Source organism: Lactococcus lactis (genome assembly GCF_029023865.1).
Taxonomy (GTDB): Bacteria; Bacillota; Bacilli; order Lactobacillales; family Streptococcaceae; genus Lactococcus; species Lactococcus lactis.
Window position 1 is genome coordinate 560,786 of record NZ_CP118969.1, and the last position, 15,706, is coordinate 576,491.

Here is a 15,706-nt window from a genome sequence, read left to right on the forward strand (position 1 = left end):
AAAATGAATTTGAAGTTATTCAGATTCATTTTTTTTGTTACAAAACGAACAATCAAATAAAATCAGTCCTAAATGAAAATGAAAATGTGCTTAATCAGCCATTTTTTGGTATAATTTAAGGGATGATAGCCCAAATAATTTTTAGTTAAAACTAGAAGTTTAAGTGGGAAATTAAAATTTTTAAAATGAGGTAAAAAAATGTCTGATAAAATACTTGTTTTTGGTCATCAAAAACCTGATACTGACGCTATCGGCTCATCATATGGATTTTCATATTTGAGCAACCACCGTCCAAATGGTGCCCTTAACACTGAAGTAGTTGCCCTTGGAACTCCAAATGAAGAAACACAATTCGTATTGGACTACTTTGGCGTGAAAGCTCCACGTGTAGTAAAATCAGCAAAAGAAGAGGGTGTGGATACAGTAATTTTGACTGACCACAATGAGTTCCAACAATCAATCTCTGATATTGAAGACTTAACAATTTATGGTGTAGTTGACCATCACCGTGTGGCTAACTTTAATACAGCAGCTCCTTTGTTTATGACTGTTGAACCTGTTGGTTCTGCGTCATCAATTGTTTACCGTAAATTCCTTGAAGCAAATGTTGAAATCCCTAAAGAAGTTGCTGGACTTTTACTTTCAGGTTTGATTTCAGATACTTTGCTTTTGAAATCTCCAACGACTCATGTAACAGACCATAAAGTTGCTAAAGAACTTGCTGAAATTGCTGGTGTTAACCTTGAAGAATATGGACTTGCAATGCTCAAAGCTGGAACAAATTTATCTACTAAAACAGCAGAAGAATTGATTGATATTGATGCAAAAACTTTTGAATTGAATGGTTCAAATGTTCGTATTGCACAAGTTAATACAGTTGATATTCCAGAAGTTTTAGAACGTCTTTCAGATATTAAAGCAGCTATTAATGCTTCAATGACAGCAAATGGATACGATGACTTTGTCTTTATGATTACTGACATTGTTAACTCAAACTCTGAAATCATTGCTTTGGGTGCACATCCAGAAAAATCAGAAGCAGCTTTCAACTTTACACTTGCAGATGACCACGCCTTCCTTGCTGGTGCTGTTTCACGTAAAAAACAAGTTGTTCCACAATTGACTGAAAGCTTCAATAAATAATGACTATTAAAATCTATAATGAAAATCGGCTGACAAGTCAGCCCTTTTTTAAAGATTTGATAGAATATTTAGCACAACATGATGAAGTCATGCTCAGACAGATTCATAAAGATTTTGCTGACGTAAAAAATATTGACCGGCAAATTGACTCATTTATTGCTGCTGGGTTAATCTTACGTTCTGATAAACGTTATTCGCTGGGCTTTCATGTTTTTAATGACAGTGAGTTTGATTGGGAAACTTTAAAAGACAAAATTGCTGAACCACAGAAAAACATCTACGAAGCTCCAATTTTTATTGAAAAGGAGTCACGGATTGAAAAGTTATTATCCCAAAGTATGCTTTATCAATCTTTGACTAATCAAACGAATCAAGTTATCTTGAATTTCATGACATCTTTTTCTTACAAAGAATATCCACAGAATACTGAAATTCCACAATCACTTGCCAATTATTTTGATAAAGTGGCCAAAAATTTACCTTTAACTCCGCTTGAAACAGAGGTTTATCAAATGATTGGCGATGTTGACCCAGAATATGCACTTAAGTATATGACTACTTTTCTTTTGAAATTTATGCGTAAAGAAGTTGTCAAATCTAAGTCGGATATTTTTGTCAATGTGCTGGAGAAATATAAGTATATTGAAAAAATTTCGGAAAAAGAATACAAATGTCTTTTGAAATTTTCAGAACAAGTGATTCCAGAGCAGAAATATGCTGATGCTAAATCTTTCATTATTGCTCAAATTCAACAAACCACAGCTATTGAGCCGTTCATCTCACTTGGAGACAAATAGGCTATTAGAATAAATTTAAGGAGAACAAATGAAGTACGAAAAACTGTTACCACGTTTTCTTGAATATGTTAAAGTAAATACACGTTCAGATGAAAACAGCACAACAACACCTTCAACTCAAGCGCTCGTAGAATTTGCCCACAAAATGGGTGAAGATATGAAAGCCCTTGGTCTCAAAGAAGTTCATTATCTTGAATCAAATGGTTATGTTATCGGTACAATTCCTGCAAATACAGATAAAAAAGTGCGCAAAATTGGACTTTTAGCTCACTTGGATACTGCTGATTTCAACGCAGAGGGTGTTAACCCACAAATTTTGGAAAATTATGATGGTGAATCTGTGATTAAACTTGGTGATACTGAGTTTACACTTGATCCAAAAGATTTCCCAAATCTTAAAAACTACAAAGAGCAAACTTTAGTTCATACTGACGGAACAACTTTGCTTGGTTCAGATGATAAATCTGGTGTAGCTGAAATCATGACTTTAGCTGACTATCTTTTGAATATTAATCCTGATTTTGAACATGGTGAAATTCGTGTTGGATTTGGTCCTGATGAAGAAATTGGTGTAGGTGCTGATAAATTTGACGTAGCTGACTTTGATGTTGACTTTGCTTACACTGTAGATGGTGGACCACTTGGAGAACTTCAATATGAAACTTTCTCAGCAGCTGGTGCAGTGATTGAGTTCCAAGGTAAAAATGTTCACCCAGGGACAGCAAAAAATACAATGGTTAATGCATTGCAATTAGCAATTGACTACCACAATGCACTTCCAGAATTTGATCGTCCTGAAAAAACCGAAGGCCGTGAAGGTTTCTTCCATCTTTTAAAACTTGATGGTACACCAGAAGAAGCAAGAGCTCAATATATCATTCGTGACCATGAAGAAGGTAAATTCAACGAACGTAAAGCTTTGATGCAAGAGATTGCAGATAAAATGAATGCTGAACTTGGTCAAAACCGTGTGAAACCAGTTATTAAAGACCAATACTACAACATGGCTCAAATCATTGAAAAAGATATGTCAATTATTGATATTGCTAAAAAAGCAATGGAAAATCTTGATATTGTCCCAATTATTGAACCAATTCGTGGTGGAACTGATGGGTCTAAAATTTCATTTATGGGACTTCCAACACCAAACCTTTTTGCAGGTGGTGAAAACATGCACGGACGTTTTGAATTTGTTTCTGTACAAACAATGGAAAAAGCTGTAGATACTTTGCTTGAAATCATTCGTTTGAACAATGAAGTAGTAAAATAAAAGAAAAAGAGAGAGTAATTAGTTTTTAAGCTCGATAATAAAAGAACAAGTCGCCCAAGAAGGTTTTTGATTAAAAATCTTCATGAGCGGCTTGCTTTGCGCTTATCTTATAATTTTCAGACTAATTGCTACTTTTCGATAACTTTCTGCTACTGTATAAAATATTATTCTGTTTCTAAATATTTTACTGACAACTTTGTTAGTAAAATTGAGCTATTATTCAAGACTTTAAAAATAAAATTGACTGATTATAAGTCAATTAATGTAAAAGGAAAGATTATGTCACAAAACACAAAAGGTAAACTCTCACTCGTAGGACTCTAGTTGATGATATTTACGACAGTCTTCGGTTTTGGGAATATCCCTGTCGCTTTCTACCAAATGGGTTACGGCGCCATTCCTTGGTATATTATTGGAGCCCTGCTCTTTTTCCTCCCTTTTGCCTTTATGGTAACGGAAATGGGTTCAGCATTTAAAGATGAAAAAGGAGGAATTTATTCATGGATGAGTGAGGCAGTTAACCCTACCTTCGCCTTCGTTGGAACATTCATGTGGTATGCTTCTTATGTTATCTGGATGGTAAGTGTTGCCAATAAAATTTTGATTCCAATGGTCAATTTGATTTTTGGTAACTCAACACACACCCCTTCATTACTTTGGATTTCAATTGCAGCTGTAGTTTGGATGGCATTGATTACCTTTATGGTCTCAAAAGGTGTGGAAACCATTAAAAAATTCACCTCTATTGCGGGGGTTGCCGTTCTTTCACTCAATGTTATATTAATTCTTGGTGCTGTTCTTGTACTTGTTGTTAATGGTCATCCAGCAACACCAATTAACCTTGCTGCTTTTACTTCATCTCCTAATCCAACTTTTGATGGTAGTATTGTTGCCTTTATTGCCTTTCTTGTTTTTGCCATTTTTGCTTATGGTGGGGTTGAATCAATTGCTGGTTTAGTTGACCAAACTCATGAGCCTGAGAAAAACTTCCCACGAGGAATCATCACGTCAGCACTTATTATTGCTGTTGGTTATGCTGTTGCTATTCTTAGTGTTGGTTTCTTTGTTGATTATTCACAATGGATTCCAGCCATTAAAGATGGATCAATGAACCTTGGGACTGTTCCTTACATGCTTTTGCAAAACCTTGGTGAAGCGGTTGGTCATGCACTTGGACTTTCTACTTCCGGAGCAGATATGCTTGGTGGTATTTTCGCCCGCTATATTGGTCTTTCTATGCTTCTTGCTTACATGGGTGCCTTCTTTACCTTGACTTATAGTCCAATCAAACAGTTGATTACTGGTACACCAGAAAAACTTTGGCCCGGTAAATTAGGAAAACTTGATGAAGAAGGAATGCCAAAATTTGCAATGTGGATTCAATTTGCAATTGTTACCTTAATTATTGTTTTGAATTTCTTGACTTCACAAGGTGGAGCAAGTCAATTCTTCCTCATTTTGACTTATATGGCTAATGTTTCTATGACTTTGCCTTATCTCTTCATCGTTATTGCTTTCTGGTACTTCAAGAAGAATAAAAATATTGTTAAACCAATTGAATTCTTTAAATCAAATTTTGTTGTGAACTTCTTGACAATTTTGGTCTTAGTTGTTGTTGGTGGGGCTAACTTCTTCACAATTATTCAACCAATTGTGAATTATGTTCAATTACCAGCTGTTGACCAAACTGGTAAAGCATTATCTGAAATGTTGACATCATTTATTTCAATGATTGGTGGGCCACTTATCTTTGGTGTAATTGCCTACTTCATGATGCGCAACTATAGAAAGAAAAATAACTTGTAATAAAATTATTTTAAAAAAATAAAAGCTGAGTTTGCTCAGCTTTTTTTATATTCAGATATTTTGTCGATAAAAAGCCTTCCATATTTTTCGAGTTTAACAGGTCCGACACCAGAAATTTGTAAAAATTTACTTGGACTATCCGGCAGAACTTGAGCCATTTCTTTAAGGGCACTATCAGAAAAAATCATGAAAGGAGGGACGCCTTCTTCCTTGGCTAGTTCAAGTCGAAGTGCACGAATACTTGCAAAACATTCTTCATCAAAATGATGAGAGATTTTTGTTTTCGATTCAATAATTAAGCTAGCTTTGCGATAAACTTTGATTTGTCCTTTGAGGACTTTTAATCCTTGGGCTGAAATAAGGAGAAGTGGGAATTTACCTGATGTAATGTTTAAATAACTTTCAGCAGATAGAAAATCGATTAATTCACCCACGGTTTTTTGGGAATGGTTTTTCATAATTCCAAAAGTCGATAGAGATTCAAAATTCCATTTTGCAATATTTTTATTTTTAGAACCAATCAAAACTTGTGCTACGGCCGTCTTACCAAAACGTTCACCCATTCGGACGACACAAGATAGGACTTTTTGAGCATCAATTGTAATATCGAGAAGTTCTCTTTCATCAAGACAATTACTACACTTTTTACAATCTTCACCTTCATCACCAAAATATTGCAAGATATAGCGTTGCAAACAGGTTTCGGCACTTGTGTATGCTTGCATTTGTCGAAGCTTTTCGTATTCATGTTCCTTGTGCGCTTCATCACCTTCACCTTGCTCAATCAAGAAATTACGAATTCGTAAATCATTTGGTGAAAAAAGGAGGATAGCATCAGATTCAAGCCCGTCCCGTCCTGCTCGCCCAGCTTCTTGATAATAACTTTCAATTGTTGCGGGAAGGGCATAATGAATCACAAATCGAACATTTGGTTTATTGATTCCCATGCCAAAAGCATTAGTGGCAACCATTATCGGTACTTCGTCAAAGAGAAAAAGTTCTTGATTTATTTGACGTTCCTGTTCGCTCAGTCCAGCATGGTAACGAACGGCTTTGAAATGATTATGGTTGAGCCATTCACAAATTTCTTCAACTTCTTTACGAGTGCTGGCATAGATAATTCCAGCAGCCTCACTTTCTTGATTTTTAAGATAATTTTTAAGAAAAGTTCTCTTATCCATCCCTTTGACTACTTCAAAACGTAAGTTTTCTCTAAGAAAACCGGTTTTAATAGTATGACTGGGGGAAATTGAAAGAAGTTTTTGAATATCATCTGCAACTTTTGGTGTCGCAGTAGCCGTAAGGGCTAAGACGGTAGGATTTGTTGGTAAATATTGGAGATGAGAGGCAAAATCGACATAACTGGGTCTGAAATCGTGCCCCCATTGTGAAATGCAGTGTGCTTCGTCTATGGCAACTAAATCAATTGGAAGTTTTTGTAAAAAGGCATTGAAATAGTCTAATGAAAAACGCTCTGGTGCTACAAAAAGAAGCTTGATTTCGCCATTTTCAACCTGTCGCATTCTTTGATAAGATTCGGAATCCTCTAAGGTAGAGTTAATAAATGTTGCTGGAATTCCGGCAATATTCAGCTGGTCGACTTGATCTTTCATCAAGCTAATAAGTGGGGAGATTACGAGAGTAAGCCCTGGTTGAATAAGAGCTGGTAACTGATAGCAGATTGATTTTCCAGCTCCTGTGGGTAAAATACCAAGAGTGGCTTGTCCATCTAGGACTTGTTCAATAATTTGTTTCTGACCATTTCGGAAATTGTCATAACCAAAAATTTCTTTTAATTTAGCTTCTAAATTCATTCTTACTATATTATACGTAAAAGAAGAAAAAAAATCACAAATGACTCATAAAAATTGATAACGAATGGTTCAAAGATTACATTAAAAGAACCAAGATGTTTTTGTTACTTTAAATGATACAAAATGAAGTGAAAAGTGATATAATAAAACAAAAGAATGCGTTTACAAAATTTTATATATAGAGGAGACTTTCTTATGAAAGCAGCAGTAGTAAGACACAATCCAGATGGTTATGCGGACCTTGTTGAAAAGGAACTTCGAGCAATCAAACCTAATGAAGCTTTGCTTGACATGGAGTATTGTGGAGTCTGTCATACCGATTTGCACGTTGCAGCAGGTGATTATGGCAACAAAGCAGGGACTGTTCTTGGTCATGAAGGAATTGGAATTGTCAAAGAAATTGGAGCTGATGTAAGCTCGCTTCAAGTTGGTGATCGGGTTTCAGTGGCTTGGTTCTTTGAAGGATGTGGTCACTGTGAATACTGTGTATCTGGTAATGAAACTTTTTGTCGAGAAGTTAAAAATGCAGGATATTCAGTTGATGGCGGAATGGCTGAAGAAGCAATTGTTGTTGCCGATTATGCTGTCAAAGTTCCTGACGGACTTGACCCAATTGAAGCTAGCTCAATTACTTGTGCTGGAGTAACAACTTACAAAGCAATCAAAGTATCAGGAGTAAAACCTGGTGATTGGCAAGTAATTTTTGGTGCTGGAGGACTTGGAAATTTAGCAATTCAATATGCTAAAAATGTTTTTGGAGCAAAAGTAATTGCTGTTGATATTAATCAAGATAAATTAAATTTAGCTAAAAAAATTGGAGCTGATGTGATTATCAATTCTGGTGATGTAAATCCAGTTGATGAAATTAAAAAAATAACTGGCGGCTTAGGGGTGCAAAGTGCAATAGTTTGTGCTGTTGCAAGGATTGCTTTTGAACAAGCGGTTGCTTCTTTGAAACCTATGGGCAAAATGGTTGCTGTGGCACTTCCCAATACTGAGATGACTTTATCAGTTCCAACAGTTGTTTTTGACGGAGTGGAGGTTGCAGGTTCACTTGTCGGAACAAGACTTGACTTGGCAGAAGCTTTTCAATTTGGAGCAGAAGGTAAGGTAAAACCAATTGTTGCGACACGCAAACTGGAAGAAATCAATGATATTATTGATGAAATGAAGGCAGGAAAAATTGAAGGCCGAATGGTCATTGATTTTACTAAATAAATATAAAAGAGGCGATGCAGATGAATTCGAAAAATTTGGTCAATTATTCAAGTGATGAATTTAACAATCTTTCGCAATTTCAACAAGAAGAAATTACAAACAATTTTAAAGAAGCTATTTTGTACAAAATGAAAGAAAAAAATTTGCATATTGATGAGGTAAGTGAAAAAGCTGGCTATTCTTCACGGGATCTTTCAGCATTACTTTATTCGGATACTGTAAGTTATGAAACTCATGCGGAATTACAAAGAATTCTTGCTGTTGTTAATTCTTTTGCCTAGTCAGAAGAAAAAGAAAAAACGACTCCTATTGAGTCGTTTTTTTATGATTAATTTACTGACAGAACTTTTGTCAGTAAATTAGAGATATTTTTGAGCAGCAGCTGTATCTCCAATATAAGGTTGACGTTTTCCGTCTTTTAATTGGAACATATCAGTCCCTTTTCCAGCGATAATCACAGCATCGTCAGTACTTTTAGTTTTACTGACAGCTTTTTTTATTGCCAATTCACGGTCAAGTTCAAAATCAAGTGTGCGACTGACAAAAGAAGCAATCTCGTCAGCAATTATTTTAGGGTCTTCTCGATTTGAATCATCAGTAGTTAAAATGACATCAAGTCGCGGATGTTTTTCAATCACTTGTCCGAAATCTTTCCGGCGACTTTCGCCTTTATTTCCGGTTGAACCAAGGACTAGAACAAGCTGACCAGCATGGTGTTCTTCAACAACTTCAACAAGATTTTCTAATGACAGGCCGTTGTGAGCATAATCAATATAGATGTGGGCACCATTTTTGGCAGTAAGAAGTTCCATGCGTCCTGGAACAACAGCAAGAGCTAAACCGTCATGGATATTTTCTAATGAAGCGCCTAAAGCTTTAGTTGCTAATGCTGTAGCTAAGGCATTTTCTTGGTTGAAGCGTCCTAATAAGCGAATGTCAAATGCTCCGCTGACAGAACCGTCAGTAACAAAATGAAGTCCTTTTGATTCAATAATTTTATTTTCAGAATCAGCACCATAGAAAGCATGTGGAATTTTACGTTCCTTAAGTTCCTCTTTAATGATAGCAAAGTGATTCATTTCGGAATTAGCAACAAAATAACGTGAATTTTTGAGAAGTTGACGTTTGCAGTAAAAATAATCTTCAAGCGTTGGATGTTCAACTGGGCCAATGTGGTCAGGAGAAATGTTTAAGAAAACTCCAACATCAAATGTTAAACCGTAAACCCGTTCTGTTTTGTAAGCTTGGCTTGAAACTTCCATGACCAAATGTGTCATTCCATTTGTCAGAGCTTTTGCCATCATTTCTAGTAAATCAAGACTTTCAGGAGTTGTCAATTCTGATTTAAAATAATTTTTTCCATCCAAAGTTGTTTGGGCAGTAGATAAAAGTGCAGTTTTGCCACCATTCATTTTGTCAAGTATTGCTTTAGCAAAATAAGCAGAAGTGGTTTTTCCTTTTGTACCAGTCAAAGCTAAGGTTTTGAGTTTATTTTGTGGAAAATCATAAAAGCTTGCAGCGATTAAAGCCATTGCTCGTTTAACATCAGTGACAATAATTGCTGGGAGAGCTACTTCATAATCAAATTCTGAAACATAAAAAGCAGCTTCTAAGTCTGTTAAATATTCTTTTTTAAAATTCAAACCCTTGGCAAAGAAAAGGGTATTTTCTGTTGATTTTCGTGAATCATAAGAGAGTTGGTCAAAGTTTACTTCCTTTGGCCAGTTGAAATAATATTCTCCAGCAGAAGAAATCTCACGGAAATTATTATCTTTTTTTAGTATTTCTATAACTTGTTCAAGCCTAATCATGTGAGGAATGCCTATTTATCGCTAAATTCGCGATACCTTTCTAAAACAAGGAAACTAAGGGAAAAATCCCATTACCCTATATTATAGCACAAGCCAAGAGCTGGTGCATGTCCCATTTGTTTATAGATGGTAATAGATGATATCGTGAATTAATGATCTAAAACCATTCTTTTATTGTCAAAATACAGAACTTAGGGTAAAATGGAACAATGGAAGATTCAGAAAAAATAATGAATACAGGTCAGCAGTCACCAAAAACGGCTGCAAAATCAAAAGATCAGATGCTCTCTGGTGCTGCTTGGCGGACTGGTGCGGACATGATTGGGAAAATACTAGGGGTAATTTATATTATTCCTTGGTATGCTTGGATGGGGCGTTTTGGTAATGAGGCCAACTCCCTCTTTAGTATGGGTTATAATATCTATGCTCTTTTCCTATTGATTTCAACAGTGGGGATTCCGGCGGCAATTGCGCGTGAAGTGGCTCGCTATAATACATTAGATGACCCTAACATGGCTTACCGGCTCGTTCGGCAAATGCTCGGAGTGATGCTGGTTCTTGGAATTGTTGCGTCAGGGCTCATGTTCTTTCTTGCAGGTCCACTCTCAGCCCTTGTTGGCGGTAAGGATAGCGCAGATTTAATTCCAGTCATGAAAAGTTTAGCATTGGCTGTTTTGATTTTCCCATCGATGTCAGTTATTCGAGGATATTTCCAAGGTCTGAATCAGGTTAAAGCTTATGCTATGAGTCAGCTTTTGGAACAAATTGTTCGGGTCATTTGGATGCTAGCAGCAACTTTTGCTATCATGAAGTTAGGTTCGCATAATTGGCAAAATGCCGTGACACAATCTACCTTGGCTGCTTTTATTGGGATGTTAGGTTCCTACGCTGTATTATTCTATTACTTACAGAAATCAGGAAATCTTAATAAATTAATTAATCCTGGTCCTGTAAAATCTAAAATTAATGCTTTAGAAATTTTTAGATCAACATTACACACAGCCATTCCATTTATTGTCATTGGTTCAGCTATTCAAATTTTTAAAATTATTGATAACTCAACCTTTATGAATATGATGCCTTGGGTAACAAACTATAGTCATAATGAATTGCTTGTTCTGATGAGTTATTTCTCAGCAAATACTGATAAATTAACGATGGTCTTGTTGGGTGTCGCATTGACGCTTGGTTCTGTTTCAGACCCTCTGATTACAGAGCATTATGTTCAAGGGAATCGGCGTGAACTTGCAACGTTAGTAGGTTATAATTTCCAATTATACGTTGGTTTTATGCTTCCGGCCGTGATTGGAATGTCACTATTGACTAAACCGATTTATACAATTTTCTTCCAAATTCCTTCTGGATTACAAAGTAGTTTGTTTGTCTTTGCTATTTTACAAACCTTCTTGTTGGGACTTTATATGATTGTCTATCCTCCACTGACAGTAATGGACCATAAACGTTTGGCAATGCGAATCTTTACCTTGACTCTTGTCATTAAATTAGTTTTGCAAGTTCCAATGATTCTTATTTTCCATACTTATGGACCTTTACTTGCGACCACTGTTTCATTCTTAGTTGGTGTTTTCTTATTCATTAGAAAACTACATGAGTTAACTCATTTTTCAATTAAGAATACAGTTCGCGGAATTCAAGGGGCAACTTTACTGACAGGATTTATGGCTATTGTGGTTATTATTGTTGAAATCATTTTAGGTTTTATTTTCGGTAAGAGCCCAGGTCGAATTGCCTCAGTATTTATTGCTGCCATTGCCGGTGGTGCAGGATTTTATACTTATCTCTGGTTTGCTGCTAAACTTGGACTTCTAGAAAAATGGTTTGGTCCAAGAGGTTTGTCACTTCGTCGAAAATTACATATCTAATAAAAAATAAGTCTGTCAGTAAAAAAGTTACTGACAGACTTATTAATAAGAGTTAAAAAGGATAATAAATGGCAGAAATTACCGAAAATACAAAAAAGATTTTAGAAGTTATTCTAAATTTAAAAGAGGGGCAGGTCATGAGTTATCGAGATGTGGGAGCTTTAGCTGGATTGCCAAATGGTGCACGGCAGGTTTCTAGAATTTTGCATTCGATGTCTAAAAAATATGAACTGCCATGGTGGCGTGTAGTGCGTTCTGACAGAACAATTGGATTGCCAGAGCCTGCTAAAAGTGAGCAAATGGAACTTCTAAAAAAAGAGGGAATTTCTTTTACAGCTCAAGGGAAAATAATTATTGAAGATGAACTGCTCTAATAAATAAAAAGTACTTCTATATTTTAGAAGTACTTTTTGTATTCAATTAACTATTACCAAATTTTAAGACGATTTTCTGGTGCACGATACATCTTATCAGTTTCTTTAACATCAAAAGTTTCGTAAAACTCTTCGAGATTTGTTGGAGGAATATTGGCACGAAGTTTAGCGGGTGCATGAACATCCATTGACAAAAGCATTTGTTGGAATTCTTTACTTGCTTTCATGCGCCAAATCTTAGCCCACTGACTAAAGAAAGCCTTCAAATCAACGTCTTTCTCATCTTTAGCTGCTGTCAGTGCCGCTGTAATTCCTCCTTGGTCAGCAATATTTTCTGACACAATGAGTTTTCCGTTTGCTGGACCAGCTTCGGTTTCTACGCCGTCAAAGAGTGCAATCATTTCTTTTTGCTTTTCTTCAAAAGCTTCATAATCTTCATCTAACCACCATTTGTTCAAATTTCCTTCTTTATCGAATTGGGCACCGTTGTTATCAAAAGCATGAGAAATTTCATGAGCAATGACAGCGCCAATTCCACCGTAATTTTGTGATGAAGATTGTTCAAGAGAGTAAAAAGGAGCTTGCAAAATTGCTGCTGGAAAAACAATTGTATTACTATCAGGACTATAATAAGCATTGACCATATGAGCAGGCATATGCCAGCTTGTTTTATCAACATCTTCTGAGAATTTTTCAAAAGTTCGAGCAGTCAAAATTTCATCGAATTTAAGGGCATCTTCATAGAGAGAGCCAGAAGTTGTTTTTAAACGACTATAAATTTCAGGCAATTTATCTGGGAAACCAATGAAAGGAGTAATAGCATCCAATTTTTCAATGGCTTTTTCAGCTGTTTCTTGACTGAGCCACTCATTTTTAGACAAACGCGCTTGGTAAACTTTAATCATCGCAGTGACCATCCGTTTGACATCGGCCTTAGCAGCTTCACCAAAATATTTTTTACCATAGAATAAACCAATCACTTGGCTAAAATAAGACTCAGTCAAATCAAGTTGATGTTTTTCTTGACTTCTTGCTTCTTGAACATTTGAAAGGAAACGTCCGTAAGCTCCACCAAGAATTCTAAGGTCTTCATTGAAGAAAGAAGTAGCGCCACGTGCAATTTTTGTCAGCATCGAAGCTTTAATGAGCGACCAATTTTCTTCATTGACAAGTGAATCAAATGATTCGTAAAAACGGTCTTCATAAACAATGACTTTATCAGGTTCAGTTTTTACTAAATCTTTAATTAAAGATTTTAAATCCAGGTTTTTAACTTTACTGCCAAAGTTGTCAGTAGAAATTGGATGATAAAGTTCAGCATATTTTGCCCACTCTTCAGAAGTATTTGCTGACGGAACTAAAAGAGCATCGAATTTAAGGGCAGACTTTGCAATCTCTTCTGCATTTTCAACATCAAATGTCTTTAAAATTTCGCTTGTATTTTTAGCCCAAAAATCAAGTAATTCTTTTTTTCTAGGGTGTTCATCATTATAATAAGTGGTATCAGGTAAAATCAAGCCCGGACCAGAGAATCCAAGAGAATAGTGAATAGCATCTTTCATATCAGGTTCAACACTAAAAGAAAATGGAAGAGGAGCCTGTGAATGGAAAACGAGTTGAGTCAAATTATTTTTAAAATCTTCAAAAGTATTTAAAGTTTCAACTTTAGCAAGTTCATTTTTTACGGCAGAAAAATCCGCTTTTTCTCTTGCTTGCCAATCTCCTGCTTTATTATAAAATTTGATTGCTTCAAGCAATTCTGGATTATCAGTAGGTAGGTTTTGTGATAACTCAGCTAAATCTTTAGCCAAATTTTTCTCATTTTTTAGTACTAATTCATCAAAAGCTGAAATTCTTGGTTTGTCAGCAGGAATTTCTGCATTTTCTAACCAATCAGCATTAACAGTAGCGAATAAATCATCTTGAATCCTTGTCATATCGACCTCCTATTATGGATATTTTTTATATTATATCACACTTACAAAAAAGCGCTGACGAATTCCATCAGCACTTTTTAACAGCAATTTGAAAATTAATGTAAACTCGTAATTAAATAGTTCTGAAACGATAAATTTTAGCAATTTTGCCAAAAAGTTCAGGGACTTCGGCAAGGCTTCCAGCATCACGGCTTAGACAAGTAAGCTTTTCATCTTTTACTGAAAGCTTGGCAAAATGGTCATGTTGCAACAAGAAATTATGGATCAGCTCTGCAAAATTTGCGTCAGTAAATTTTACAAAAAGTAAATCTCCATTACCAGGAGCTTCCGCATCTAAAGGACCCCCAACGAGTTCAAAAACTGCATCGTAATCATCAGGAAGTTGCTTTGTGAGCAGTTTGATTGTTTTGCGGCTTTCTTGTAGCGCCCAAGTATTATCACCACAAAATACAAATTGTTCAGTACTCAAAGAAATGGGCTCTCTTTCAAGAAGTTCAAGCTCATCAATTCGATTTTGAATATAATTTAACAAGTTTTGTTTATTATCTAATGTAAGATATTCAAACAAAAGCTTTGCCTTATTATAACTGTACTTGTCATCTTTACCAAGAAGGTATTCAGTTGTGACATTAAAATAATCAGCAATTTCTGTCAATCTTTTGGCAGAAGGTTCTTTTCCCAAGCGATAATTAGCAAGGGCGTTTCTGGGATATCTCAACTCTCTTTCGACCTGGTTGAAAGATTTCTGAGAATCAATAACTAAAGTTTTTAGACGGTCATAGAACATTAAAATCACCTCAACATGTATTGAATAAATATTTTTAATATTTGTAACAAATACATTATGTCATATAGTTATTAGATATAAAATACCTAAAACTTAAAAAAATAGCAATATTTAAGTTAAAAAATTAATTGTTGCAAATTCGTTAACAAAATTGACATCTATAGCGTTATATGGTATTATAAAAGTAATCATAGGAATACTCAAAATGCTTTTTGAGAAGAGAAAGGGAAAAATTGAAAGAAATTTATGACAAAATCCAAGACATAAATATTATTTTGAAAAGATCATTTATTGACCTTGGAAAACCATTAGCTTATCAAGAGGTGGTAGAGAAAAGTGCCAAAGTTTTAGAGTCTAGCCTTTTTATCATAGATACCAAACGAAATTGTTTAGGTTATGGTTTTACTGATTCTGATAATTCTTATCAGGATGATGTAAACCTCCAAAATTTTTTTATCTATCAAAAAATATCAAAAGATATCTCTAGTCAACTATTAAATCACTACGAAATGAGCGCAAGCCTACCAATGGCCCAATCAATTTTAGAACCAGTGAAAGAAATTTCGAGCAAATTTCCAAATAAATTTCTCAGCTTTCTACCTATAGAAGGAAATCATTTGAGATTGGGAACCCTTTTTCTACTGACAGATTCTCCTCTGGAAGAAGAAAAGAGAATATTGGTAGATTTTTTATCAACATTCATAGGGAATCAAATGTCTTATATCATGCTGGCAGAACTGGAAGGGCAAAGACGAAATGAAACCTTTGTTTCTTTAGTTCAATCATTATCTCGTTCAGAATTAGAAGCATTTAAAAGCATCATTGAAAAAATAGACCGTTAAACTAGAAAAAGCTTGAAAATTTTC

The 15,706-nt window shown here is 35.3% G+C and carries 13 protein-coding genes; 9 read left to right on the forward strand and 4 right to left on the reverse strand.

Going from position 1 to position 15,706, the window contains the following annotated elements:
* The first annotated feature begins 198 nt into the window (after positions 1–198).
* The 4 genes from PYW37_RS02985 to yjeM all read left to right on the forward strand — a co-directional run bounded on the left by PYW37_RS02985 (position 199) and on the right by yjeM (position 5,016).
* Positions 199–1,143, forward strand: a complete 945-nt coding sequence (locus PYW37_RS02985; RefSeq protein ID WP_003130319.1) for a manganese-dependent inorganic pyrophosphatase — start codon at positions 199–201, stop codon at positions 1,141–1,143.
* A complete protein-coding gene (locus tag PYW37_RS02990) occupies positions 1,143–1,940 on the forward strand; it encodes a DUF1803 domain-containing protein (protein WP_023189056.1) in 798 nt (265 codons plus the stop codon). The genes PYW37_RS02985 and PYW37_RS02990 overlap by 1 nt, the downstream gene beginning before the upstream one ends.
* Before the next feature lie 28 nt (positions 1,941–1,968).
* Positions 1,969–3,210, forward strand: coding sequence for a peptidase T (pepT, locus tag PYW37_RS02995; protein ID WP_025017175.1), 1,242 nt, complete (start codon positions 1,969–1,971; stop codon positions 3,208–3,210).
* Between the two features lie 327 nt (positions 3,211–3,537).
* Positions 3,538–5,016, forward strand: a complete 1,479-nt coding sequence (gene yjeM, locus PYW37_RS03000) for a glutamate/gamma-aminobutyrate family transporter YjeM (protein ID WP_232238903.1) — start codon at positions 3,538–3,540, stop codon at positions 5,014–5,016.
* A gap of 35 nt (positions 5,017–5,051) precedes the next feature.
* Here the strand turns inward: yjeM and recQ are convergent, their stop codons facing one another.
* Positions 5,052–6,830, reverse strand: coding sequence for a DNA helicase RecQ (recQ, locus tag PYW37_RS03005; protein ID WP_023189053.1), 1,779 nt, complete (start codon positions 6,828–6,830; stop codon positions 5,052–5,054).
* 195 nt (positions 6,831–7,025) lie between these two features.
* Here recQ and adhP point away from each other — a divergent pair, with 195 nt between their 5' ends.
* Both adhP and PYW37_RS03015 read left to right on the forward strand, forming a co-directional pair.
* Positions 7,026–8,048, forward strand: coding sequence for an alcohol dehydrogenase AdhP (adhP, locus tag PYW37_RS03010; protein WP_012898368.1), 1,023 nt, complete (start codon positions 7,026–7,028; stop codon positions 8,046–8,048).
* Positions 8,049–8,068: 20 nt separating this feature from the next.
* Positions 8,069–8,329: a hypothetical protein gene (locus tag PYW37_RS03015; RefSeq protein ID WP_012898367.1), complete on the forward strand. Its 261-nt coding sequence runs from the start codon at positions 8,069–8,071 to the stop codon at positions 8,327–8,329.
* 78 nt (positions 8,330–8,407) lie between these two features.
* On the opposite strand, the gene PYW37_RS03020 is transcribed toward PYW37_RS03015, so the two are convergent.
* Complete coding sequence (locus PYW37_RS03020) at positions 8,408–9,859, reverse strand: UDP-N-acetylmuramoyl-L-alanyl-D-glutamate--2,6-diaminopimelate ligase (RefSeq protein ID WP_003130330.1); 1,452 nt, start codon at positions 9,857–9,859, stop codon at positions 8,408–8,410.
* 209 nt (positions 9,860–10,068) lie between these two features.
* On the opposite strand from PYW37_RS03020, the gene PYW37_RS03025 reads away from it, so the two are divergent.
* Positions 10,069–11,742 (forward strand): putative polysaccharide biosynthesis protein, encoded by a 1,674-nt coding sequence (locus PYW37_RS03025; RefSeq protein WP_025017174.1) that lies wholly within the window; start codon positions 10,069–10,071, stop codon positions 11,740–11,742.
* A 68-nt stretch (positions 11,743–11,810) separates the two neighbouring features.
* Positions 11,811–12,116: an MGMT family protein gene (locus PYW37_RS03030; RefSeq protein ID WP_003130332.1), complete on the forward strand. Its 306-nt coding sequence runs from the start codon at positions 11,811–11,813 to the stop codon at positions 12,114–12,116.
* Positions 12,117–12,169: 53 nt separating this feature from the next.
* Here PYW37_RS03030 and pepO read toward each other — a convergent pair whose 3' ends face one another.
* Complete coding sequence (gene pepO, locus PYW37_RS03035; RefSeq protein WP_059232544.1) at positions 12,170–14,053, reverse strand: endopeptidase PepO; 1,884 nt, start codon at positions 14,051–14,053, stop codon at positions 12,170–12,172.
* Between the two features lie 112 nt (positions 14,054–14,165).
* Positions 14,166–14,840 (reverse strand): helix-turn-helix domain-containing protein, encoded by a 675-nt coding sequence (locus PYW37_RS03040; RefSeq protein ID WP_017864929.1) that lies wholly within the window; start codon positions 14,838–14,840, stop codon positions 14,166–14,168.
* A 233-nt stretch (positions 14,841–15,073) separates the two neighbouring features.
* Between PYW37_RS03040 and PYW37_RS03045 the strand changes: the two genes are divergently transcribed.
* Entirely contained in the window at positions 15,074–15,682 is a 609-nt protein-coding gene (locus PYW37_RS03045) for a GAF domain-containing protein (RefSeq protein WP_023188513.1), read from the forward strand.
* Positions 15,683–15,706 lie beyond the last annotated feature (24 nt).

Coding starts and splice junctions, on each gene's coding strand:
- PYW37_RS02985 (WP_003130319.1), top strand. CDS start 199: ATGTCTGATAAAATACTTGTTTTTGGTCATCAAAAACCTGATACTGAC.
- PYW37_RS02990 (WP_023189056.1), top strand. CDS start 1,143: ATGACTATTAAAATCTATAATGAAAATCGGCTGACAAGTCAGCCCTTT.
- pepT (WP_025017175.1), top strand. CDS start 1,969: ATGAAGTACGAAAAACTGTTACCACGTTTTCTTGAATATGTTAAAGTA.
- yjeM (WP_232238903.1), top strand. CDS start 3,538: ATGATATTTACGACAGTCTTCGGTTTTGGGAATATCCCTGTCGCTTTC.
- recQ (WP_023189053.1), bottom strand. CDS start 6,830: ATGAATTTAGAAGCTAAATTAAAAGAAATTTTTGGTTATGACAATTTC.
- adhP (WP_012898368.1), top strand. CDS start 7,026: ATGAAAGCAGCAGTAGTAAGACACAATCCAGATGGTTATGCGGACCTT.
- PYW37_RS03015 (WP_012898367.1), top strand. CDS start 8,069: ATGAATTCGAAAAATTTGGTCAATTATTCAAGTGATGAATTTAACAAT.
- PYW37_RS03020 (WP_003130330.1), bottom strand. CDS start 9,859: ATGATTAGGCTTGAACAAGTTATAGAAATACTAAAAAAAGATAATAAT.
- PYW37_RS03025 (WP_025017174.1), top strand. CDS start 10,069: ATGGAAGATTCAGAAAAAATAATGAATACAGGTCAGCAGTCACCAAAA.
- PYW37_RS03030 (WP_003130332.1), top strand. CDS start 11,811: ATGGCAGAAATTACCGAAAATACAAAAAAGATTTTAGAAGTTATTCTA.
- pepO (WP_059232544.1), bottom strand. CDS start 14,053: ATGACAAGGATTCAAGATGATTTATTCGCTACTGTTAATGCTGATTGG.
- PYW37_RS03040 (WP_017864929.1), bottom strand. CDS start 14,840: ATGTTCTATGACCGTCTAAAAACTTTAGTTATTGATTCTCAGAAATCT.